Here is a 24,828-nt window from a genome sequence, read left to right as displayed (position 1 = left end):
TACACAGGGATGCACAGAGTCAGACAATGTTGAGACTAGGATATAAAAATATCGAATTTGCGAGCAAAAACTCTCTAAACTATCGATACTGAAATCTTCTTAAGTATATCATCCAAGTGTGGGAAAATCCTAGAAAATTTCTCACGAAATTCACTATCGGTATAGGATTCATTCTCAATGTCTGCAATTGCAAAATTTAAAAACGATGTTACCCAGCCACCCGTTTTTCCTAACTGCATAGGAAGCTTCTTTAAGCATTGTTCTTTGATGTTATCGACAGCATTCCTAAGCTCAGGGCTAATAGCACTCTCATAATTTTTTGATTTCTGACTACATAATGTGTGAGTTTTACCATCTAACGCAAGACGTAACGTTGTGACTTGATCGTTTCTATTTAAGTCATCATTTTTAATATAGAATTGCTTCAGCAATTTTTTCAAATTAAGTACAAGAATTTGTTTTACAAAATCCTTATTTTCCTCTGATAAATCCCCATTATATTCGTGGGGTGTGAACACATTTTTATAGAAGTAGTCAATATTATCTTTTTTAAATCTACGCCTAAAACTATCCAGTTTTTTGTTTATATCACCTCCACCACCAATCATTAGAGTTCCTTCGACGAGCTCTTCTGTTTGGTTTATTAACCAGCGAATTGCCATTTTCCTAGACTCTTTACAGATCAAAGTTTCTTCAATCGTAGATGGCGCTACATGTACTCGATCAGTTTTTAATAATATGTTATTACACTTATTTATAAATGAAAGATAAGATAGCTTAGAAAACTCCGTCCCTTTCTTATTAACAGATATAGAGACACCATCGATTGTCAAAATGGACTTTAGTGCCCTTTTTATAGGATAGTTAGGGGAAATAAATGTAGCATATTTGTATCTATCTTTTAGCTCATGCAGATTAACTTCTTTTTTCTTTAAAATAAATTCCTTGTTATCAAAGTTGTAAGTCAACATCTTATCGGCATCATAAACATTTAAGTATGGGATAGGAGCTTTAGATTCTCTAGGGTTAATGGAACGGAGCATCACTTCATTTGTTTTGTAAATATCCACCTTGTTTAGGAAACCATACTTTTCCACTAAGCTCATGTTACCAAATAACTCTAACTCTGTTTCACCTTCAACGAATAGAATAAAATCACTAAAATATAATCTAGCTTCGTTATCACTAAATACATTGAGAAACCTCTTATCCTTGAACTTTGTATTTAGTAGTGAAACAATTGTTTTTCTTGATTGCAATCCAAAATGGAAAACACTATGTTCACCATCATTCTTGAACTGTTTTATTACGGATTTAAGAATATTAGGTGAATGTGTAGTCATTAACACTGTAGGATAAGGTGTTGCATATTTTCCTAGTTTTTTGCTATCCGTATTTTTTTTGAGTTCGTTATATAGATTATGTAAATTATATATTAATCTTTCATTTAACTTGGGATGTAAACCTAATTCTGGCTCATCAATATATACAATAGGAGTAATATACTCTCTTCTTGTAAGAGTAATAATTAACGATAGGAAAAGTTCAATAAATCTATGTGAATTTGTCCCGTCAGACTGTGTACTTAATTCAAAACCGTCTATATTGAATTTATGCCCGCTCAATCCAACTTTTATATAGTTAAGAACCATGTCTTGATAATTATATGGCGATGCTTGAGTCAATTCCCCAACGATTTTTACATAATCTTTATAAGCGTTACTTTTTTTTGAAACTCTCTCATCGAAGAAGTCGACTATTTGACTTGTATTCAGAGACTTAGTATTTAGAAACTTAAGCTGACTAACTGTTTTCCAAAGCTTGTCCCAATCATACAAATCCATTTTTCTAACATCTATTGAAAACAATGGATATATTCTGTTTATTATCTTTCTCACATTTTTGTCTTTATCAGACCAACTAATAGAACCATTGCTATTAATTATTAATGTTAGCTTAAACTCTTTTCTAATCTTCCTATTTACAACCAAATTAAAGTTATCATCTTTAAATAGAGAGCTATATATATGTTTTTGATAATCACTTTTGCTTTTTCTACTTTTAATTACTTCTTCCAGTCTAGTGGTGTCGTATGTTATTGTTATTTTACCTACACTAGAATAATTAGATTGAAGTGGTAACGGTATAACTGATTCATTTTTTAAATTTGAGTAAAAGTACTCTAAAACTTTTAAAAAGTTTGACTTACCAACATTATTTTTACCGATAATACAATTGAAGTCGCTAAAATTAGTTATAGTACAATCTTCAAAGGATAATATGTTTTTGATTCTTACAGACTTAAGCGCCATCTCTACTTGATCTCAATTTTTTCAATAGTTTATTTTACAGTAAACAAGTCACCGTTAGAGTGTTATCTTTATTTTATTGTCATATACATAGAACCACTACCATTATCAGGTATTGAATCGATTAAAAACCAGCACAATCTAACATTTTGGTAAGTTAATTGGCACATCTCTAATCTATCAAAGTTACCCATATATGAAATATTTGATAGACGACCAAATTAACAATGTTTCTAGAGACAAAAAAAAGGCCTCGCAATGCGAGGCCTTTGGTTTTCTATCTATCAGAAGAGATTAGTCGCGAAGTGCTGCGCCGAATTTCTCTGAGATTGAAGCTACGATAGCATCTACTGAACCAGCGATGTCCGCATCTTCTAGTGTGCGCTCTACAGACTGTAGGCTAAGTGCGATTGCTAGGCTCTTCTTACCTTCTTCAACGCCTTGACCAACGTATACGTCGAACAGTTTAGCGCCTGTTAGGAATTCACCACCAGCAGCGATACACGCTTCTACGATGTCGCCAGAAGCAACTGCTTCGTCAACAACTACGGCGATATCACGACGGTTTGCAGGGAACTTAGATACCGCTACTGCTTCTGGAAGCACGCGAGTGTTGATAGCTGCCCATTCGATTTCGAATACGATAGTGCGGCCGTTAAGACCAAACTTACGCTCTAGTTCTGGGTGAACAGTACCAATGATGCCGACTTCTTTGCCATCAGCCATAATCACTGCTGACTGGCCTGGGTGAAGTGCTGGGTTGCGCTCTTTTGCTTCAGAAGAAAGGGCTTTGAAGCTGTATGCGATTTCGTTTGCAGAAAGCTCAAGAACGGCTTCTAGGTCACCTTTAAGATCGAAGAAATCTACAGTGTTAGTTGCAATGTCCCAGTGCTCTTCGCCACGAGTACCAGAGATAACGCCCGCAAGCATCATTTCTTGGCGCATGCCGTTTTCAGCCGTTGCTTCAGGGATGAAACGTAGGCCTGATTCGAATAGACGAACACGAGACTGTTGACGCTTCTGGTTGTGAACCACTGTGTTTAGAAGACCTTGGATTAGGCCAAGACGCATTGCTGACATGTCCGCAGAGATTGGGAATGGCAGAATTAGCGGCTCAACACCAGGTACAACAAGCTTTTGCTGTTCTGGTTCTACGAAGCTGTATGTGATTGCTTCGTGGTAGCCACGGTCTACAAGAAGGTCACGAACGCGCTTAAGCGGCTGGTTAGCTTCTTTGTGGTCATTCATTTTAAGTGCCGCTTTAGGCGCTTGGTTTGGAATGTTATCGTAACCGTAGATACGACCTACTTCTTCAATTAGGTCTTGCTCGATTGCGATATCAAAACGCCAAGATGGAGACGTTGCCGTCCAACCTGCATCAGTGCTTTCAACTTCACAACCTAGGCGAGTAAGAATTTCCACTACGTCTGTAGATGGGATTTCGTGACCTAGTAGGCTGTCTAGCTTAGCGCGACGTAGAGCAACTACGTTTGCTTTAGGAAGGTCAGCTTCAGATTCGCTGCCGTTTACTGGCGCAACTTCACCACCACAGATCTCAACTAGAAGCTCTGTTGCACGCTCCATTGCTGCTGCTTGAAGTGTTGAATCAACACCACGTTCGAAACGTAGAGAAGAATCTGTGTGAAGGCCGTAAGCACGTGCGCGACCACGGATGTGATCCGGTGCGAAGAATGCCGCTTCAAGAAGTACGTCTGTTGTTTCAGTTGTAACACCTGAATCTTGACCGCCAAAGATACCAGCGATTGCTAGTGCTTTGTTGTGGTCAGCGATAACAAGCGTATTGCTGTTTAGTTCAGCTTCGTTGCCATCGAGAAGTGTTAGCTTTTCGCCCTGCTCTGCTAGACGAACCACGATACCGCCTTCGATCTTAGCTAGATCAAATGCGTGCATTGGTTGGCCTTGCTCTAGCATCACGTAGTTTGTGATGTCTACAACTGGGTCGATTGAACGGATACCACAACGGCGCAGTTTTTCTTGCATCCAGATTGGAGTGTCCGCTTTCACGTTTACGTTCTTAACCACACGGCCAAGGTAACGTGGACAAGCATCAGCTGCTTTGATTTCAACAGATACTGTGTCTTCAATGCTTGTTGCAACAGTTTCAACTGTTGGCTCTGTAACGTCTGCGCGGTTTAGTACGCCAACTTCACGAGCAAGGCCACGGATGCTGAAGCAGTCTGCGCGGTTTGCTGTTAGGTCTACGTCGATAGTTACGTCGTTAAGCTCAAGAAGCTCACGTACGTCCATACCTAGCGTTGTGCCTTCAGGCAGCTCAAGGATGCCATCAGATTCTACGTCGATACCTAGCTCAGAGAAAGAACAAAGCATGCCGTGCGATGGAACGCCACGTAGTTTTGCTTTCTTGATTTTGAAGTCACCAGGAAGTACTGCGCCAACTGTTGCTACTGCTACAGTTAGGCCAAGACGACAGTTAGATGCACCACATACGATGTCTAAAAGCTGTTTATTTCCATCAAGATCGGCTTCGCCGATATCAATTTTAGTTACTTGTAGTTTGTCTGCGTCTGGGTGCTGACCGCACTCAACCACTTTACCTACTTTAACGCCGGTGAATTCACCAGCAACAGGTTCTACATCGTCAACTTCCAAACCAGCCATAGTGATTTGGTGAGCTAGCTCTTCGCTGTTAATTGCAGGTTTAACCCACTCGCGTAGCCAAGATTCACTGAATTTCATAGTTTTGACTGCCCCGGATTACTTGAATTGTTTAAGGAAACGAAGGTCGTTCTCGAAGAACGCACGAAGGTCATTTACGCCGTAACGAAGCATCGTTAGACGCTCTACACCCATACCGAATGCAAAACCAGAGTATTTCTCAGGGTCGATGCCAACAGAGCGAAGTACGTTAGGGTGAACCATGCCACAGCCTAGAACTTCTAGCCATTTGCCATCTTTACGTTTCACGTCAACTTCAGCTGAAGGCTCTGTGAACGGGAAGAATGAAGGACGGAAACGCACTTCAACTTCTTCTTCAAAGAAGTTACAAAGGAAATCGTTAAGAATGCCTTTAAGTTGTGCGAAGTTTACGTTCTCATCAACTAACATACCTTCCACTTGGTGGAACATTGGCGTGTGAGTTTGATCGTAGTCGTTACGGTAAACACGACCCGGAGCAATGAAGCGGAATGGCGGTTGGCCGTTTTCCATCGTACGGATTTGAACACCAGAAGTGTGCGTACGTAGCATTAGATCAGGGTTGAAGAAGAAAGTATCGTGATCAGTACGAGCTGGGTGATCGTCTGCGATGTTTAGTGCATCAAAGTTGTGGAATGCATCTTCGATCTCAGGGCCAGACTCAGTGCTAAAGCCAAGCTCACCAAAGAACTGTTCGATACGCTCAACTGTGCGAGTAACTGGGTGAAGACCACCGTTCTCAATGCGACGACCTGGTAGGCTCACATCGATAGTTTCTTCAGCTAGTTTCGCTTCAAGCTCTGCACGTTGAAGTGCGTCTTTGCGAGCTGCGATCGCTTGTTGAACAGCACCTTTCGCTTTGTTGATCTCTTGACCAGCAGTGCGACGCTCTTCAGGTGGAAGTTTACCTAGGCTTTGTAGTTGAAGAGTGAGTTCACCCTTCTTACCTAAATACTGAACTCGCACTTCATCAAGTGCGACTAACGAATCTGCTGTATCAATAGCAGTCGTTGCATTAGCAATGATCTCTTCTAGATGTTGCATCATTTCCTCATCTACCAGTTGGGTAGTGTCCGTATCGGATGATTAGTTTTTTAGATAGCTACACATAGTAATCAAACACGCAACTAATGCCAAATTGAATCGCTAAAAGAACAAGTTATTGACTAAAAACACGGCAAATTTAACAGGACATTAATGAGGAGTAGGAAGAAGTGGAACAATTACTGGTTCCACTTCTTAATTTGGAAATGACCTGAAGGCTAGATCTGAATCGAACAAACGCTGTTCTTCCCCGCGTTTTTCGCTAAATAAACAGACTCATCAGCCGCTTTAATCAATTCATTCATTGTTTCAAACTCTTGGCTCATTTCAGCCACACCGACACTAATGCTGCCAATCCAAGCTTGGTTGCCAGTTTCGATCTCTAATTCAGACACTTTCTGTCGAGTCGTTTCTGCGATGTGCATGCCCCCATTAAGGTCAGTATCCGGGCAAATCACCAAGAACTCATCGCCCCCTAATCGACACACAATATCATCGTTGCGAAACCTGTTTTTCAGTTCGTTCGCGAGGGTTTGTAGCACCAAGTCACCTGCATCATGGCCACTGGTGTCATTAATGCGCTTGAAGTTGTCGGCATCAATCATAATGCACACTAAAGGCATACCCAGTTCTTTGGAGTCTTGCCAATGTAGCGCTAACTGCTTAAAGGCACTGCGGCGGTTAGGCAAATGAGTGAGTGAGTCTGTTAACGACAGTTCTTCAAGTTTCTTACTCGCTCGTTTCAATTCTGCCGTCCGTTCCTCGACTTTGTCTTCGAGTAACTGATTGAAGCGTAACAACTGTTTGTTTCGTTCAGATACTTGTTCAAACAGGCCGTTAAGCGCAGCCAACAGCGGGACAGTCGCAGAATCTTGCTGCTTTTCTTCTGCTTCAAAGGCTTGTAGAGGTGTTGCGCCCTCTTCTATGGCGGTCATTTGTCGCGCCATGTTTTGGTCGATACCGAGGATGTGGTAAGCAAGCCAGTGGATGAGGAAGTCTAATAGCTGCCGTGCTGACGGCTGATCTTCTTCCATGATGAAAGCTTGCATACTGTAGATATCTTGCATAAATACACGATGCACTTTGATATGCTCTTCAATGTGTCGCTCATACACACCGCAATCTCTCATCAAAGATTCTTCTTCTTTAAAGTGAAATTCGGCATAGCGTGTGAGATCGAGTAAAGCGATGTTAATGTCGTCTATAGAGATTGTATTCTCTGACAAAAGATTTCCGTAGTGGTTGATAAAACCAACAAGGTATTGATGTTGTTCATCGACAACACCAATGCCTGTTTCAAAGTTTTGATCCCAATTAAATAAACTCATAGATCCCTTAGGGCCGATACCACCAGCACGATTCACATGCATATTCGGAGGTTATAGATACTCAAAAAATATAACCATCTTACCTATAGGACTATTCGATTATTTGCTCTATTTTATAAAAAGAAGACGTTTAACATTATAAATACAGCACGTCTTAAATCTGAGACGCGCCCTTTAACAAGAACGCCCCACCAAACTAACACTAGAAATAATATTCCAACGCTACCTCAACAAAATCATCCTTACGAGCAAAGAACAACAAGTCTTCTGGGGTTTCGTTCTCAAACAACCAAGCGTTTAATCGCCACTTGAGATTGTTGTTGATTCGGCTTGATGCTTCGAGCTTCGCGCTGTAGACATCGCTGTTATCTAAGTCTTGAGTTATGCCTGTAAGCACTTCGGTGCCGTCTTCATCGTTCAAGGCAAAACGCGCACCAAGAAACACATCGTTTTGGCCGATGGTTTGGGCGTTATTGCCTCGACTGTCATACAAGTATTCAGCAATGAAGCCGATGTCCCAATACGACTCTAGCGCCCCAACCCACGTGTATTCAAAGCCTGTCGCCACGCCAGTGTGGTTGTCGTAGCTGTCGCGATAAATGCTTTCTAGCTTCCACAACCAATCGCCAATAATGCCTTGTACATCAAGCCCGAAATTCTGCATTTGTGCGTAGTATGGCTTGAGATTGCTGCCTTCCACACGGTAATAAGGGTCGCGATTTGTGCCGCCTAAATAACTTAAACCGACATCCCAGTCGCCGTACATTTGGCTATAACGCAATGCCACATCAACATGCTTTTCTTCTCTCGAAGATTCGTAAAGCGCATCGTTTGATACAGGTACGGTTGATCTTAACCGTCCGTCTTCCCCTGCAAAGGTACGCTCACGAAAATACGGCAGTAACATAGCATCGATGGTTCCCCACTCTTTTATCGATGTGAAGTGCACCATAGGCTGACCCAATTTCGATTCACCATCGACCGATTCAATAGCATCGGTTTGGTTTACTACGTCCACTAAGTGCGCCGATTCGGTCACGCCCCAAAACACCTTGCCGACACCCGCTCGCAGTTCGTAGTCATCCCAATACGTTAGGTACAGGGCTTCACGAATGTCACCATGGTTTCGCTCGTCGTCTTCACTGTCTAGGCGGTAAAAGGGCGTGAAGGTAAAGCTGCCATTACCCTCTTCTTGCTCCCAATAAAACTCTGGTTGTAACACCAGTGAGCTTTGCCCTTTATCTTGCCCTTGTAAGCCGTCGCTAATGAACTGCCTGTGTTCAAGGTTAACCTGCCCTGCAAACTGTGGGCTAATCTGTTCTACGAACTCAGAGCTAAATCCAGCCGCCACACATGGCAACGACACCTGCATAAGCCCGACTGTCGCTGCCAAGGTTAAAGATAACTGCGTTCCTGTTAACACAATCCTTTTCATATTCTTGCCTTACTTTGCACGTTTAAGTGTGTTTTTTTGAAAATCCTTGTCCTTAAGACCGGTCTGGAACGCTAAATCTGTCGTGGTTAATACCGTACTTTTACCTGTTTGGTGGTTTTGCATCGACATGGTGTGAGCGCGCCAGTATTGGTTTAGATATTGTTGGTAGTCTTGGAACGAGAGGGTTTTGAGCAGTGCGCCTTTACGGTCGTAAAACTCAACCTGAACGGGGCGGTAATATTGTTGATCGAGCCATACTTTCTGCTTGGTGTAGCCTGAATTTTTGTCGGTCGGCACTTGCTCTAAAACAAAGGTATCGACACCTTCGATTTTGGCGTCTTCAATGTAGTTGAAGGTGTACTTTTCTAGCTCAAACGAACTTAAGTCTTCATAAGCAAACTCACTGCCCATGAACGGGCCCGATTTGTTACGTGAAGAGATGCGTTTTACACGCTTCAACGCAGGCAAATATAGCCATTGGTCATCCGATTTAGAGATGTGTGAATGGTTCAAGAAAGCCGTGCCTTTGACGTCACGTGGCTCATCAAAAATGGTCAGCCCTTTGTCGCCATCGTCATCAACCTCTAACGACTTCAATCGCATTATGCGCGTACTGCTTTCGCCCTGTTTGTTGCGAAGTAGCATCTCCATAGTCGTGACAGAATCCCCCCATCCCATATCGACAGCTTTACGTTGCTCGGCAATTTCTAGGCCTTTCGCTGGGTCTGCTAACGCAGAGAAAGCTGCAAACGCGCTCATTGTTATCAATGACGTTATTAATGTTTTCTTTGTAATAAAGTGTTTAATGCTTTTCATAAATTTCTCCTTGAGTCAGCCCACCGCAGCAGGCTGACGATTCCTTATTTGGTCGACGTAGACAGTTCGCCAACTGGTTTAGACGGGCTAGATTGATCGACTTTAGATAGCTTTGATTCGTGCTGAGGTTTATCTGAATAGTGAGTTTGTTTGTCGAAGATCATCAGCAAGCTTGGTAGCAAGATGAAGTCGACCACCAGCGCAATAAAAATCACAATCGCGCTGAGTAAGCCCATGTCGGAATTGAGTCTGAAGCTCGACATCGCCAGTACAGAGAAACCAGCGACGAGCACAACAGTGGTGATCCACAATGCACGGCCAACAGTGTGGAAGGCATAACGAACCGCTTCCTCCGCGGATTTCCCTTCCAATCGTGCGCGTTGGTATTTACTTAAGAAGTGCACTGCATCATCAACCACGATACCCAAAGTAAGGGTGACTACGACCGACAATCCAAGGTTGATCTCACCAGAGATAAGCGCCCACATACCAAAGCCAATAATTGCAGGGGCAATGTTTGGCACGAGACTGATCATGCCTAAGCGAACCGAGCGCAATGCAAAGATCATCAAACCAGAGATAAGCACTAAGGTGATAGGCAAAGTTGATAGCATGCTCGCCATATTGGTTTCACCGATGTGAGCAAACATCAGAGATGGACTGGATGCGACCACTTCATATTGCGGCGCGTTGGCTGCAAACCATGAGTAGATGCGTTCTTCGAGTTCAACCAGTTCTACGCTGCCTAAGTTATCGACCGTGAGTACCATTTTTATCGATGACTTATCGACGTTGATCTGGTTGTTCAAGTCCAAGCCATAAGGAAGAGACATCTCATAAAGCAGCAGGTATTGCGCAGCTAATTCCCGGTTAAGTGGTAATTGGTAGTAGCTATCGTCATCGCCATGCATGTTCTTATTCAAACGCATGTAAACATCGGAAAGCGTTGCCACATGGTCGGTTTCAGGTTGTACACGCAGCCAGTCGGTAAAGTCACCAATCGCTTGCAAAAACACAGGATCAGCTATCGCTTGAGACTCGTTGGTTTTCACTGCAATACTGATGGTCGTCATGCCGCTTACAGTCTGCTCCATGAAGTCGGCCGCTTGTCTAAATTCACTTGAGGTATCGAAATACTTCACCGATTCATCATTCACTTTGTTCAAAGGAATTAACGCCGCAGCGCCGACAATCACAAGAGTTGAAACAGGCAGTAGCGTTTTACGGTTAGCAACCACAAAATCACCGAGCTTATCCATGAAGGTGACTTTGCTTTCCGCTGCTTCATTGGCAGGCAAAGCCTTAACTGGCAATAGTTTTAACAGCGCAGGTAGCATAGTCACAGATAGGAAACATGCGATGATCACACCCAATGCCGATAAGTTACCGAAGTCACGCAACACCGGGGAATCCGACATGTTCATCATCAAGAAGCCAATCGCGGTAGTGACAGACGTTATCAAAATAGGCATCGCATTCAGCTTGATGCTGTATTGAATGGCTTGTGTTTTCTCCATCCCGCGTTGCATGGCTTGTCTCATGGTCACAATCACGTGAACACAGTCGGCAACGGCCAGGGTTAATACTAACGTTGGAACGTTGACCGTTGCCGTGCTAAGGAACATCCCTGCCCAGCCAGATAGCCCCATGGTCGCCACAATCGACGAGATAATCACAAGTAAGGTTGCAACCACACTAAAGAATGAGCGCAGCATAAAGGTCAGGAACACCAACACCACCAACAGCATTAATGGAACGAGCGTTGCGCTGTCTTCCTGAGCCGACATCATAAAGGCGTCATTCATGGCAATGATGCCCGCCTTGTGGAACTCGACATTCGGATAATCGGCTTGGTACTTGGCAATCATGGTGTTGATGGCCGCGATCACTTCTTGCACTTCCGCGGTTTCATCCACTTCAGGTAATTGCACGGTCACGTTAACAATAGTCACGTCACCAGACGCTGATACCAACGCATTCTTGAGTAGTGGCTCGTTTAGGGCAATCTGTTTAACTTTGGCGATTCGCTCTGGTGTATGCTCGTACCCTTCATACAACAGATCTTCCACCAAGAGGTCGTCTTCAATGGCTTCGGTGTGCTGATAATTGGCAAGTGAATCGACACGGCTTGAGTACGGAGTCTGCCACGCATCGACCGTAAGGTTTTGAATTAAGGTGAGGATTTCCGGGGTGAATACATTGCCATTTTCAGGCGCGACAATAATCGCTAGGTTGTCGGTTTTCGCAAAGGTGGTTTGGATTTCTTCGAACGCCATCAACTGTTTGTTGGTGCCTTCGAAGAAGATGTTGTAGTCTCCTCTGAAGTAGAGGTTCTTTGCCCCTAATGCAGAGAGCACAATGATTGAAAGAACCACCAGCAGAACGATAAACGAACGCTTGGTCGGTATTGAGTACCAACAGTTATTTAGATTCACGTTATCTAAGTTACTGCTATCTGAGCGGCTACGGCTTAGATTAGGGGTTTCTAAAGCGGGCTTCTGGCTGTCATGTTCCATCACAGTCTCCATTTGTGACGATTCGTCATATTTGTGTCATAAAAAATCAGCCAAAGCTGACACAGACACAATTCTTAGTCATACGTTCAAGAAAACCAAAACTACACTTGGTCAATTTTACGTTATGACGAATCGTCAAAAATGGTTATTAATAAACCCACATGAGTGGGCTTAATGGAAGGTTATCGTCCTACTGATTCTAAGTAAGCAATTTCTTCACTGAACAATTCATGCTCTACACGACGCCAGGTTTTTCGGTAATCCCAATCGCTAGAAAGGGGTTGCCAGTTTAGGCCATCTAGAAGCATATTTGCGTTATGTAATACTGAATACGGGTCTTGTAACCGCTTGATACAACGACTGTTTGATGCGTTCTGTGACAAGGCATTTGAACCGAATGCGATTGACCAGTTTGCAAACACGATGGCATCTGAACCCACACCAGAAGAGAACTTTAGGTCACCCGCTTCTACTGCTTGGTTAACCATAGAGTCGGCTTGTTCAATCACCAGCTCTTCCAGTTCGTTCATCTCGGTAACGCGTGCACTAGACGCTTTCTCTAGTACCCACGGGCTTTTCGCCATGATCGCACAAGTTGATAGTACCGGTTCCATGCGAGCATAGATTCGGTAAGCAACGTGTAATGCGACGATCTTTTCGCGTGTGTTGCCTTCAAACTCTCCAGAGCGAGCAAACATCAATGCCTCGGCCTTTAAAGAATGAATACACAAGGCTAAAACCACGTCTTCTTTGCTGCAAAAGTGATTGTATATCGTACCTTTAGAATAACAGCTCGCAGCCGTTAGCTTATCCATCGTGAGGTTTCCGAACCCTTGTTCTCGAACCAGATCTTTTGCTAACAACATCAATTCTACTTCTCGGTCTGCGATAGACTGCTGCTTTTTAGACAACACGCCTTTGCAACCAAAGATACCTTGTTTATCGCCTTTACAACCAAAGCCAAACATAATTTCTCAGTCCATATATGAGCTTAGCCGTTATCTAAGCTTCGCCAGTATTTAAAACGCTCCTATCCAATATATTAACACGAATGATAAATTCATGTAGCCAACCATTTTGTGACGCTTCGTCATTACTGACTTATCGTCATAATAGCGCAAATATCGACCATATCAAGATATTTTGTCAATTAGATACAATTAATGAATAGATGGATAAATAGAGAAGAAAACAATCAATAATCAGTATAGAGGGAAGATAGGCACGTTCATGAGGGGATAATACAAAATTTAGAAGTGCATTCTAAAATGCTAATAGACAACGTTACTTTAAGCCTTGGTGCAGAATCAGCCCCAAAAAATACGGCCGAAAACCTCATCTTTAGCCATCTTTTTACCTAGAATGAATTAGTGTAGGCTTACTTTTTGGGGCAGACCTCTCCTTATGGTTAATATTTGGCTTACTAATGCCGTTTTCTGTTAAGTTGCTATAAATTCAGTTAGGGGTGACTTACAATGGTGGCAACGATTTACCTTTATTGAGAACACTATCTTGAGCGCCAAATATTCTTATTTAGCTTGGCAAGTGAATACTTCTAGCCCAGCAGAAAAGCTTGTTTTATTGATGCTTGCAGACGGTGCTGATGAATGCGGCTACACCAATGTGTGCTTACAATCAGCAGGTCAGCTTTGTGCTCTCTCTACCTTTGGTTTGGCCGACTGCCTGAAATGCTTGGTCGACCAAGGCTTTCTCGATAAAATAAAAGTAGATTATCGAGACAAAAAAGAGATTCACGTTTTCAAAATGCTCATTGAGGAAGCACAAGAACAAGCTCAGGTTGATGTTGAAGCGCAACCGCCCAATAGCATACCAGTGTATTCTACTGCACCAGCACCAGCACCAGCACCAGCACCTAAGTTTCAACCTGCGCCGGCGCCAATGCAAAATATGCAGCAAGCCCCTCGCCCACAAGGCCGAGGCTCAATGAACAGCAATACTGTTTCGACTCATGATCTCAACGAAGAAGAGATACCATCATGGGCAGAACGTGCATTTAAGTTCTCCGGCTTGTCCGGTGACCATAGTTTAGTATGGAAGAAATTTGTCCTCTGGTATAAAGCCAAAGCCAATGAATTAATGCCATTATCTCGGATTGAATCCAAGCTGCAGTACTGGCTAGTTAACGAGAAGCAAAATGAAAGACAGAACCAGAAAACCTCTCAATATTCAGGAAATGCAGGACAAGCTCAAGGAAATGGGTATCGACAAAAGCTTAGCCCATCTGAACGCTTCAGGCAGCAGCTCATCCAAAAAGGCAAAAAGCCAACCTTCTGAGCCAGCTCCGAAAGTTCAACGTGAAGCTCCAGTCGTACCTGAAGTAATTGAAAATCAAAGTACCAAAGTGAAAGTAGCGGCGGGACAAACTGCAGACTCAGGTGCGTCTCAGCAAGTGCCTGTTGTTGATCAAGATCCTGCAGAGTTGGAGTTAACAGATTGGTGTATCCACGTGTTCGGCTCTTTTTTGAGCGTATACGAAACACAATGGGAATATCAATACGGCAGTGAGCCGAGCGGTAAATTTATTGAATTTGCTAACTCTGTCGATTCAGACGGCCTAAACCGTGTGCTAATGCACTGCCATGAACGTATTCAACTTGGCAACAGCTGGCCGCCGCAAATGGGTGAGCTTTGGATCCTAAAAGACTCTTTGACTGAAGAGGAATTATTGGATAGCCGTATTCGAGTGTTATCGCGCGGTGGTGTGAACAAGATTGAGAAGTGGTTAATCCAAAACAAGCTGTACGATTTAAAACGTACAGCTGAAAACAAGCTCGATGGCCTGTTCAAAAAATACTACTTAGAAGCGAAACGTTTAGATGAAAAAGGTATGCTTGACACCGAGTTACCAGATTACCTTCTTACCGCTAACTCCGTAAAGAACCTGAACGATTTAAAACGCGAAGAGTACGAAAGCAAACACGGTAAAGCAATTAACCCAAGAATTCAGAAGATTCTGAACAGTAAAAAGTAACCGCCCTTCCGTTATCGATTTAGAGTGCCGTTGATTGTAAGAAAATACAGTCTATCGTAAAAAGTGCAGTAGCTATTACACGGTTAACAGATACAAAAATGCCAACTATCAAGCTGGCATTTTTTATGAATTCTTACGAACTCTTTAACAAATATCCGTGACCAACGGTAAGTCCGTCACTGACTGCAAGTAATTACAGCAGGTGGATAGTTGCGTTTAGAGAGAAAACGCCTGAGTCGTCATCTTTCATTTTGAAGTTTTGGTAGCTAGCGCCTACAGATAGTGGGCCAAAAATAAAGTACTCAGCGCCTACACCGTACATGATATCTACATCGTCTTGTTTGAAGCCGTCAGCTTTCAGCTCGTATGAATGAAGACCACCTTTCGCGTATACGTGAAGAGGACCGAAATCGATACTTGGTTTGATCGCTAGGTATGCCGTGCTTGCATCTAGGTTACTACGAACCGTGTTGCCATATTTTACGCTATCGAAAGAACCTAGATCCCAGTAACCCGCTTCAACACCGATTAATGGCAGAATACCAGTACCCACGTGGATACCCATCGCAGTTTCTTCTTCATTGCCTAATGAGTTTTGACCACCCATTACACCACCATATACCCATGAATCAGCCATTGCTGTTGAAGATGCACCTAGCAGTGCTAGTGCCAATAACGTTTTTTTCATATTCGACCTTTTCGTCCTAATGGCCGACCTTAAGTGGTAATAAATTGCCACCAAGTCGCCCTGTATGTATTAACTATTCAATTAGTAATGCAATAAAGCAAGATTTATACCCAAACCTTGCCATTGCGTCTAGCTTTATTCTTTTAGCAAGCATCAATCGCGTTTTTAACACGCTTATCTGACACTGGGTAAGGCGTACCAAGCTGCTGAGCGAAGAAGCTTACACGAAGCTCTTCTATCATCCAACGCACCTCTTTCACGTTTTCTGGAACCGCGATCCCCTTTGGAATCTTATTCAACAGCTCTTTGTAATCGTTCATTACTGACTCAACTTTGATCATGTGTAAGCGATCTTTGTTCGGGTCAATCGGCAGCTTCTCCATGCGGCGTTCTATCGCCTTCATATAGCGTAGAATATCTGGCAAGCGTTTCCATCCACATTCTGTGGCAAACCCCTTAAAAATCAAACCTTCTACTTGAGCTTTTATGTCAGAAAGTGCGAATGCCATAGAAAGATCAACACGACCTTTCAGCTTTTTACTGATGCTGAATGCCGTGGTTAAGATGGTTTCAACCTGTTGAGCAATCTCAACAACCGTATCACCCAGCTCTGCACGTACGTGTTCTTTCAGTGCTTCAAACTGCTCTGGTTCCCAAACCAAACCGCCCTTCTCTTCAATCAGCTTATCAATACCACAAGCGATACAGTCATCGATAAGATCGAGCACCTGTCCGTATGGGTTAAAGTACAGGCCAAGTTTCGATTTGTTCGGCAGGTTCGAGTGCAAGTATTTGATCGGTGATGGCACGTTCAACAGGATTAAACGACGCTGACCCGACTTCATTGCTGAGATCTGCTCTTGCTCGGTTTCGAACAGTTTAATCTCTACGCTGTCTTTAGTATCCACCAGCGCAGGGAAAGCTTTCACATCGTAGCCACCACGCTTCTGTTGGTAGACTTTTGGTAACTCACCAAAGCTCCACGTATGCAGGTTCTGTTGTTCGATATCATCGTCTGCCACTTTAGAAAGCGTTTCTTGAACCTTGTCTTTCAAGCTCTCTTTCAGCTCATGCAGGTCTTTCTGTTCTTTCAGCTTACGCTTGCGATGATCCAAAGCACGGAATGTTACCTTTAAGTGCTCTGGTATCTGGTCTAACTTCCAGTCTTCACGAACTACTTCAACACCTGTCATGCGGCGCAGTTCTTTCTCAAGAGAGTCCAACAGTGGCGCTTCAAGTGGTGTAACACGAGCTAAGAACGCATCAGCGTAGTTTGGCGCAGGCACAAAGTTACGGCGTAGCGTTTTAGGCAGTGACTTGATTAAACTAATCACCAATTCCTGGCGTAAGCCTGGGATCTGCCAATCAAAACCGTTTGGGTCAATTTGGTTCAAGATAGGCAGCGGAATGTGTACCGTTACACCATCATTGTCGTCGCCCGGCTCAAATTGGTAGCTCAGTTTCAACTTAATACCGTTTTGGTGCCAGAAGTTCGGGTAATCCAAATCAGTAACGTGGCTTGCATCGCCTCGGAACAGCATCGACTTTTCAAAGTTAAGCAGCTCAGGTGTTTTCTGGCTAGTCTTCTTCCACCATGTATCAAAGTGACGGCCTGAAACCGCCTCTTCACCTACACGCTGGTCATAGAAATCGAACAGTTCATCATCGTCGATCAAGATGTCACGACGACGTGATTTATGCTCTAGCTCTTCGACTTCTTGTAGAAGCTTACGGTTCTGCTTGAAGAAGGCGTGTTTGGTTTCCCACTCACCTTCTACTAATGCACTACGCACAAACAACTCACGGCTGACGGTGGCGTCAATCGCTCCGTAGTTCACCAAACGTTTCGGAATGATTGGGATTCCGTAGAGCATCACTTTCTCGTGAGCCATTACTGCCACTTGCTTCTTCGACCAGTGTGGTTCGCTGTAGCTGCGCTTGATCAGATGTTTCGCCAAAGGTTCAATCCATTCCGGTTGAATTTTGGCGATAACACGACCCCAAAGTTTTGAGGTTTCCACCAGCTCAGCAGACATGATCCATTTAGGTTGTTTCTTAAATAGGCCAGACGCAGGGAAGATATGGAAGCGCGCATTACGAGCACCTTGATATTCATTCTTCTCTTGGTCTTTCATACCAATGTGCGAAAGCAAACCTGATAGTAGCGACATGTGAATACCATCGTAGCTGCCCGGTTCGTCGTTCAACTTGGTATCCAATTCACGCATTGCTTGGTGAATTTGGAAATATACATCTTGCCATTCACGAATACGTAAATAGTTCAGATAATCTTGTTTACACTGTTTGCGGAACTGGTTACTCGACAGCGCTTTTTGCTGCTGCTTAATGTAATCCCATAGGTTCACAAACGTGATGAAGTCCGACTCTTTATCGAAGAAGCGCTTGTGCTTATCGTCAGACGATTGCTGCTTGTCTGATGGACGCTCACGCGGATCTTGAATCGACAATGCAGACGCAATAACCATCACTTCGTGCAGGCAACGGTTGCTTGGCGCTTCAATCACCATACGTGCTAAACGTGGATCGATAGGTAGCTTCGCTAGCTTACGACCAATCGCCGTTAGCTTCTTCTTATCGTCGCCTTGATTCTTGTTTTTGTTCGCAGCAGGCTCAGTTGTCGCAATTGCACCAAGCTCTTCAAGCAGCCTTACACCGTCTTGAATGTTGCGCTTATCTGGCGCTTCAACAAATGGGAAGGCTTGAATATCGCCTAAGCCAAGCGCTGTCATCTGAAGAATTACAGACGCTAGGTTAGTACGAAGAATTTCTGGATCAGTAAACTCTGGGCGTGACTCGAAATCTTCCTCAGAGTACAGACGAATACAGATACCTTCCGCAACACGACCACAACGACCTTTACGCTGGTTTGCACTCGCTTGAGACACAGGCTCAATCGGTAGGCGTTGTACTTTGGTGCGGTAGCTGTAACGGCTGATACGTGCCGTACCCGGGTCGATGACATACTTGATGCCCGGAACGGTTAACGAGGTTTCTGCTACGTTGGTCGCTAGCACGATGCGTCGGCCAGTATGAGACTGGAAGATTCGGTTTTGCTCACCCGCCGAAAGACGAGCGTATAGCGGAACGATCTCAGTATCACGTAGGTTACGTTTGCTTAGTGCATCCGCGGTATCACGAATCTCTCGCTCACCGTTCATGAAGATTAAGATATCGCCAAGGCCTTCATCACACAGCTCATCAACCGCTTCAAAGATGCCTTCGATTTGGTCACGGTCTGAATCACTTTCATCGCCACCTAATGGGCGGTAACGCGTGTCTACTGGGTAAGTACGGCCAGACACTTCGATGATTGGTGCATTGTTGAAGTGCTTAGAGAAACGCTCAGGGTCAATGGTTGCCGACGTGATGATCACTTTGAGATCGGGACGCTTCGGTAGCAACTCTTTCAGGTAACCCATGATGAAATCGATGTTCAGGCTACGTTCGTGCGCTTCATCGATGATGATGGTGTCGTACTGATTTAAGAAACGGTCGTGTTGAATCTCCGCCAGTAGAATACCGTCGGTCATCAATTTGATTTGGGTGTTATCAGAAATCTGGTCGTTGAATCGAACCTTATAACCAACAAACTCACCCAGTTGTGTTTCCATCTCTTCAGCAATACGGTTGGCAACCGAACGCGCCGCAAGACGACGAGGCTGAGTGTGACCAATTAGGCCAAAGCGGCCACGGCCAAGTTCAGAACAGATTTTTGGTAACTGAGTGGTTTTGCCCGAGCCTGTTTCACCCGCCACGATAACCACTTGGTTTTCAGCAATGGCTTTCGCGATGTCTTCGCGCTTTTGGCTGACGGGGAGAATCTCTGGATATTCAATCGTTGGTTTTTGTGCAGCACGCTGGGTTGCCGTCATCATCGACTTAGCAATATCTAATGCAATTTCATCGAAAACAGCATGCTTAGATTGTTCGTTCTTAATACGGCTTGCACCAGAGATACGCTTACTTAAACGGAAGCGATCGCGCATCATGCACTCATTCAATGCCTTACGAAGCGAGGCTGGGGTATTTTGAGATGCGCTAGCTTTAGGTGCTTGCTGCTTTGGTTGTTGGTTTTGTTTTGGGTTTTGCTTAACTTGATTTGCAGAGGAATCAGGTGTCGCGTTTGAATTCGCGGCATGGCTCTGATTCGCAGTATGGTTGTTTTTGTCTGCTTTTTCCGGAGACGAAGTCACAGCGTGTCCTATTCTTTCTCTTATATAAACTCGCGCGATTGTACCACAAGTATTCAATAAAAAAGCCTGAGGGCTATGTGAAAACTGCGCTAACGTTTAAAAACTCAGCGATTCCACAGCGGCTGTCAGGCTCTTATCTCAGGTCCAATCAGCACCTAAATCAATCGTTAAAACTCATATTGGAAATAAACGGTGTTGTAGTTACTGCCACCTTTGATTCGACCAAACTGAGAGGCGTTTTCAAAGATCGCCGAGCGATGGTGTAATGAATAACCGAACCACAAGTTGTTCAAATCGTTGTTACCAATTAAATCACCCACATTCACATCGAATGAGAAGTCTAGGTAGTTCAACAAGTGACTTGCGGTGTAACCTTTACGGTCCATTTCAGAGCCTTCAATGTAGGTAATCGAATCGATGTAGGACATACCTTCTGCGACACCAAATCGCCACTGTGTCGGCCAATCAAACGTGTAGTAGGCTTTGATCGCAATGATGTATTCCGTACTCCTAGATTGCACATCTGAACTCCAGTGGTGTGCAATACCCGGCGTTAGGTAGATGTCCAACGGGAAACCAAACACTTCGTCAGTTAAAGGGTGACCATAGAAGAAGGATGTAAGCTGATTGTTGTATTCATCTTTCTCACCGTTGAAAGTGATGATTTCACCAATGTTCGATGGCGTTGCCCAGCCGTGAGCAACACGCAGATAAGGTGCATTACTTAGCTTAGGTTTTGGAGCCGTCTCTTTATCATTGAAGAAACCAAAGCCAAGGTAGAGTTCACCTTGATAACGGTCTTTCACAATCGAAGAATCGTAAGCATTATCGTCCAATCGAGTCACGCTGGTCGAACCCAATAGATAAAGGTTTGAAAATACATGATAACGCGCTTCTACGCCGACATTGAGGTCAACAGCTGCACCAATGGCTTCATTAGATGCTGAGTAGTATTCGCTATTGAAGTCGGCACTTTTATAACGCAGCGTCGCGCTTGGAGAGAATTCCCAATCGCCCGTTTCATACTTGGCTTTCACACGCAGATTACCGTGGAAGTTGTACTCACTGTCACTCATAATTTCCGTCTCGACAGCCCATTGCTCATCAAGTTGGTAAGTGAATTGAGCACCGAAATCAGCGGTATCGCCCTCAATGGCGTTTTGCTCTGAAGCTGGAATATCAATAAAACGCATACGAGAAATAGCGTTAAATGACCACTTTTCATCTTCGGTTTGGTACAGGTATGCACCCATTTCTGTTCCGTCAATAAACACGTAATCGTTCTTGAAGAATAACATCGGGACAAATGAGTTAACCGACTGGTCGCCACCAGAAGTGTCGTAAGGAATGCTCGCGGTTCGGAACATTGCAGCAATGCCCCATTCTTGCTCTTCCGCAGCCCACGCCACGCTGTTACCTAAAAAAGCGGTACTTAATAAAACCGCCCCATACGAGATGAGCTTCGGTGAAAATTTGTGCTTCATTCTTGTGTAATTACTCTTTGTAATAAACATTGTGTTACTGAATAGACATTTCTTAATTATTCCGGCTAACTAATTTTAGGTTTGAACAGCAATGACCGTTACAATGAAGGATATTCTCGGTCAAATGAAAGTATTGTGAAAGTTTCAGAATTACAAAACATTATAAACCACTTACCCAGTGATTCCGACCCAGATATCGTTATGGGTGAGGAGTGGTTACCAGAGCGATTGGTCAACACAAAGTTAGACGGTGAATTGCTGTTTCTGGAATTCGATAATGCCCCCGAAGAAAACCAAGGGGACGACGAAGGCCGTGGTTTTGTTGAGCACGAAATTTCGATGATTCGAGAGAAGCTTGAGCAAGTCTTAGACGACCCTTCCGATACCCAGACTAAAGCCGATGCCCTATTGGCGATATTTCTCATGGGCCATGAACTTTCTAGCTCAGAAGTTATCGAAGTCCTTGAGATGGCAGAGTCTGAGGTAGCAGAGCAAGAGGTAATAGAGTCTGAAATTTCAGAATTAGAAATATCGACTCTCGAAGCTAACGAACCTGAAACACCAGAACTCGGCACCTCTGCGCTTGAAACAAAAAAACTCAACGACACACCTCCAACGATTTAGGAACCGTTTTGAAACGCTCGACGACATCATCTCTTCCATTTTTACTTGCTGGCCCGATTTTAAGAAAAACTACGGCAACTGAAGTCGTACTCTGGATAGTGACTAGCTCACCGCTTACTGGCACAACCGAACTATTCAATGCAGGACAAGAGGCGCCTTTTTATACGTCGCAACTCGATGAACAAGAATCGATTCAAGTGGGTACACATGCTTGGGTAACCTTGATTCATTTACAAGGTGAGTTTCCAACCAACGTTCCGTTGGAATACCAAATAAAGACTGAGCAAGGTTCGTTAACCGACCTTGCACCTCATTTGGTTTACACAGACAGGCGAACCAACAATGACAGCTCTCGGATCGAATTTAAGATATCGACAACGGCTGACTACATCTTGCATGGCTCTTGTCGAAACCCTCATCACCCAAGTAAAGATAGTCTCGTTGCGGCTGATAACAAAGTCGCACAACAAACGGTGCTTGAGCGACCAGATATATTGATGATGAGCGGAGATCAGATCTATGCCGATCACGTCGCAGGCCCAACGCTTGATGCTATACAACAGGTGATTCAATTACTTGGACTTGCTAGTGAGAATTTGCCAACCGATTCGCAAGCTAGCGATATAAAAAATAGCGAAATGTTGTTTATGAGTGAATATCACTTGTACCGACGCCATCACCTTTTACCGCACCACAAAAGTTCTAATTCTCTACTCGATAAGATATTTCCAAGTCGCGGAGTTCCAATCTTCAGTTCGACTGATTGTGAAAACCACTTGGTCACCTTGTCTGAATTCATTGCTATGTACTTACTGGTTTGGTCCCCCACGCTATGGGAATACATCAACCGTGAGCGATTAATAGAAAACGATTTCACACAAGGCGGCAATAAATTAACGCCTGCAGAGCAACAAAAATGGCATGATGAAAGCGTCATCATCGATGATTTCATTGCTGGCTTACCGCAAGTGCAGCGTCTGTTCGCGCATATTCCAACGTACATGATCTTTGACGATCACGATGTGACTGATGATTGGAACCTTACCGTGGGTTGGGAACATGCCGTCGACCAAAACCAGTTCGCGACTCAAGTCATTGGTAACGGCCTTGCGGCTTACTGGATGTGTCAGGGTTGGGGTAACAAACCGGAAAGCTTCGACGAAACGTTTATCGAGCAAGCAAAACAGCTTTTTGTCGATCAACCGCTCATTACTAAACAAACTCATAATGAAGCCGGCAATGCTGTGACTACTCACTCTGTTAGCAACATTGAGCCAGAAAAACATCAAGCCTTTATTGAGATGCTGAGTCGCTTTGAAGAGTGGCATTATACAATAGATACCTCACCCAAAGTCATTGTGTTGGATACTCGAACGCGTCGTTGGCGCTCTGAATCTAGAATGAATAAACCTTCCGGTTTAATGGACTGGGAGGCGTTAATTGAGTTTCAACATCAGTTAATGAATCAAGATAAAGTGGTGATCGTTTCTGCGGCACCGATGTTTGGCGTGAAGTTCATTGAAACGCTGCAAAAGATGATGACCACGCTAGGCAAGCCACTGGTAATTGATGCTGAAAACTGGATGGCTCACCCTGGTAGTGCCAACACGCTGATCAGTATTTTTACGCATACTAAAACGCCAACCAACTTTGTCGTTCTTTCTGGCGATGTTCATTACTCTTTTGCTTACGATATAAAGCTAAGATATCGCAGAAACAGTCCGAACATTTACCAAATAACGTGCAGCGGGATCAAAAATCATTTTCCTGGTTCACTGCTTAAATTCTGTGATGCTTGGGACCGGTTGTTATACAGCCCACGTTCGATTCTTAACTATTTCACCAAGCGTAAACGCTTAAAAATTGAGAAACGAAGTCCAGATAATCAGACCTTTTATCGCCTTTCAAATCGCAGTGCTATTGGTGAGTTAAAGTTAGACAGTGACGGTAAACCACAGTCAATCACGACATTAGGCAGTGATGGTAAAGTCACACGCTTCCCTGAACCGGATTAAACAAGTGTTCCTTATCCCTCGCTTATCCGTAATGTCAGCTTTGAGTAAAGACGCTTGCGATCACGCTCTGTAAACCCAATAGTTATATCTATCAGCGTTGCAAACTCGATATAAACATTCACTGGAGCTCGTTATGTTTAATTCTCTTACATCAATCTTCAAACAATTAATAGAAGGCCAAGACCTAAGCAAAAACCAAGTCGCATCACCCAATCTCGCCATCGCGAGTTTATTATGTGAAGTTGCGGGTGCCGACCACCAGATCGATGAATCGGAAAGAGTGGCTAAGCTTCAGCTTATTCAGCGCTTGCTAGACTTAGATGAGAAGCAAGCAAAGGCGTTACTGGAACAAGCCGAGCCAAAAGTAGAGCAATCGGTATCGCTGTATGATTACACATCTCAACTAAGAGAATTGTCTCAGCAAGTAAGAATCGACTTAATAAAAGCGATGTGGGAAGTAGCGCATGCAGATGGTGAAATAGACCCAATTGAAGACTCTGTGATCCGTAAAACAGCAGAGCTGCTCTACGTTGACCACAGTGACTTTATCAAGAGTAAGTTAAGTGTTTTAGGCGAAAATTAGTGCCTGAAATAATGAATTGGAAACTGAAATAAATAAGAAGCGACGGGTTAAGAAACTAGGGCAAGATTACGAAGCCCCTTGCCCTGCAAGGACTTGCGAAAGGT

Annotated in this window: 16 protein-coding genes; 5 read left to right on the top strand and 11 right to left on the bottom strand. The window is 43.8% G+C overall.

The genetic code is table 11. The features are described from left to right. Nucleotides 1–74: 74 nt before the first annotated feature. The 8 genes from WR49_RS11155 to WR49_RS11120 form a co-directional block, all read right to left on the bottom strand. Complete coding sequence (locus tag WR49_RS11155; RefSeq protein ID WP_046224049.1) at nucleotides 75–2,312, bottom strand: retron Eco8 family effector endonuclease; 2,238 nt, start codon at nucleotides 2,310–2,312, stop codon at nucleotides 75–77. A 291-nt stretch (nucleotides 2,313–2,603) separates the two neighbouring features. Next, the gene (pheT, locus tag WR49_RS11150; RefSeq protein WP_046224048.1) at nucleotides 2,604–5,027 is read right to left on the bottom strand and encodes a phenylalanine--tRNA ligase subunit beta; all 2,424 of its coding nucleotides are present in this window, start codon (nucleotides 5,025–5,027) and stop codon (nucleotides 2,604–2,606) included. Nucleotides 5,028–5,045: 18 nt separating this feature from the next. Next, on the bottom strand, nucleotides 5,046–6,029 hold the full coding sequence (gene pheS, locus WR49_RS11145; protein WP_046224047.1) for a phenylalanine--tRNA ligase subunit alpha: 984 nt from the start codon (nucleotides 6,027–6,029) through the stop codon (nucleotides 5,046–5,048). Between the two features lie 218 nt (nucleotides 6,030–6,247). Beyond that, entirely contained in the window at nucleotides 6,248–7,399 is a 1,152-nt protein-coding gene (locus tag WR49_RS11140) for a GGDEF domain-containing protein (protein WP_443083158.1), read from the bottom strand. 160 nt (nucleotides 7,400–7,559) lie between these two features. After that, nucleotides 7,560–8,792, bottom strand: a complete 1,233-nt coding sequence (locus tag WR49_RS11135) for a hypothetical protein (RefSeq protein WP_046224046.1) — start codon at nucleotides 8,790–8,792, stop codon at nucleotides 7,560–7,562. A gap of 9 nt (nucleotides 8,793–8,801) precedes the next feature. Continuing rightward, on the bottom strand, nucleotides 8,802–9,551 hold the full coding sequence (locus WR49_RS11130) for an outer membrane lipoprotein-sorting protein (protein WP_443083161.1): 750 nt from the start codon (nucleotides 9,549–9,551) through the stop codon (nucleotides 8,802–8,804). Nucleotides 9,552–9,652: 101 nt separating this feature from the next. Further along, the gene (locus WR49_RS11125) at nucleotides 9,653–12,136 is read right to left on the bottom strand and encodes an efflux RND transporter permease subunit (RefSeq protein WP_082082762.1); all 2,484 of its coding nucleotides are present in this window, start codon (nucleotides 12,134–12,136) and stop codon (nucleotides 9,653–9,655) included. A 170-nt stretch (nucleotides 12,137–12,306) separates the two neighbouring features. Next, nucleotides 12,307–13,092, bottom strand: a complete 786-nt coding sequence (locus tag WR49_RS11120; protein ID WP_017057503.1) for a TetR/AcrR family transcriptional regulator — start codon at nucleotides 13,090–13,092, stop codon at nucleotides 12,307–12,309. 544 nt (nucleotides 13,093–13,636) lie between these two features. Between WR49_RS11120 and WR49_RS11115 the strand changes: the two genes are divergently transcribed. Together WR49_RS11115 and WR49_RS11110 are read left to right on the top strand one after the other, a co-directional pair. Continuing rightward, entirely contained in the window at nucleotides 13,637–14,419 is a 783-nt protein-coding gene (locus WR49_RS11115; RefSeq protein WP_046224043.1) for a hypothetical protein, read from the top strand. Then, nucleotides 14,340–15,116, top strand: coding sequence for a hypothetical protein (locus tag WR49_RS11110; protein ID WP_046224042.1), 777 nt, complete (start codon nucleotides 14,340–14,342; stop codon nucleotides 15,114–15,116). The genes WR49_RS11115 and WR49_RS11110 overlap by 80 nt, the downstream gene beginning before the upstream one ends. A 193-nt stretch (nucleotides 15,117–15,309) precedes the next feature. On the opposite strand, the gene WR49_RS11105 is transcribed toward WR49_RS11110, so the two are convergent. The 3 genes from WR49_RS11105 to WR49_RS11095 all read right to left on the bottom strand — a co-directional run bounded on the left by WR49_RS11105 (nucleotide 15,310) and on the right by WR49_RS11095 (nucleotide 21,502). Next, entirely contained in the window at nucleotides 15,310–15,804 is a 495-nt protein-coding gene (locus WR49_RS11105) for an outer membrane beta-barrel protein (protein WP_017057506.1), read from the bottom strand. A 143-nt stretch (nucleotides 15,805–15,947) separates the two neighbouring features. After that, a complete protein-coding gene (gene hrpA / locus WR49_RS11100; protein WP_046224041.1) occupies nucleotides 15,948–20,018 on the bottom strand; it encodes an ATP-dependent RNA helicase HrpA in 4,071 nt (1,356 codons plus the stop codon). 167 nt (nucleotides 20,019–20,185) lie between these two features. Then, a complete protein-coding gene (locus tag WR49_RS11095; RefSeq protein WP_046224040.1) occupies nucleotides 20,186–21,502 on the bottom strand; it encodes a MipA/OmpV family protein in 1,317 nt (438 codons plus the stop codon). A gap of 135 nt (nucleotides 21,503–21,637) precedes the next feature. Between WR49_RS11095 and WR49_RS11090 the strand changes: the two genes are divergently transcribed. The 3 genes from WR49_RS11090 (at nucleotide 21,638) to WR49_RS11080 (ending at nucleotide 24,724) form a co-directional block, all read left to right on the top strand. After that, the gene (locus tag WR49_RS11090; RefSeq protein ID WP_046224039.1) at nucleotides 21,638–22,126 is read left to right on the top strand and encodes a hypothetical protein; all 489 of its coding nucleotides are present in this window, start codon (nucleotides 21,638–21,640) and stop codon (nucleotides 22,124–22,126) included. A gap of 8 nt (nucleotides 22,127–22,134) precedes the next feature. Further along, nucleotides 22,135–24,141 carry a hypothetical protein gene (locus tag WR49_RS11085; protein ID WP_046224038.1) on the top strand — a complete coding sequence of 669 codons (2,007 nt, stop codon included), beginning with the start codon at nucleotides 22,135–22,137 and terminating at the stop codon, nucleotides 24,139–24,141. 133 nt (nucleotides 24,142–24,274) lie between these two features. Then, nucleotides 24,275–24,724 carry a tellurite resistance TerB family protein gene (locus tag WR49_RS11080; protein ID WP_046224037.1) on the top strand — a complete coding sequence of 150 codons (450 nt, stop codon included), beginning with the start codon at nucleotides 24,275–24,277 and terminating at the stop codon, nucleotides 24,722–24,724. The last annotated feature ends 104 nt before the right edge of the window (nucleotides 24,725–24,828 follow it).

The sequence above is a fragment of the Vibrio sp. ECSMB14106 genome (genome assembly GCF_000972265.1).
Classification (GTDB): Bacteria; Pseudomonadota; Gammaproteobacteria; order Enterobacterales; family Vibrionaceae; genus Vibrio; species Vibrio kanaloae.
The sequence above is the reverse complement of the archived record's forward strand: the minus strand, read 5'-3'. Positions and strand labels throughout refer to the sequence as shown.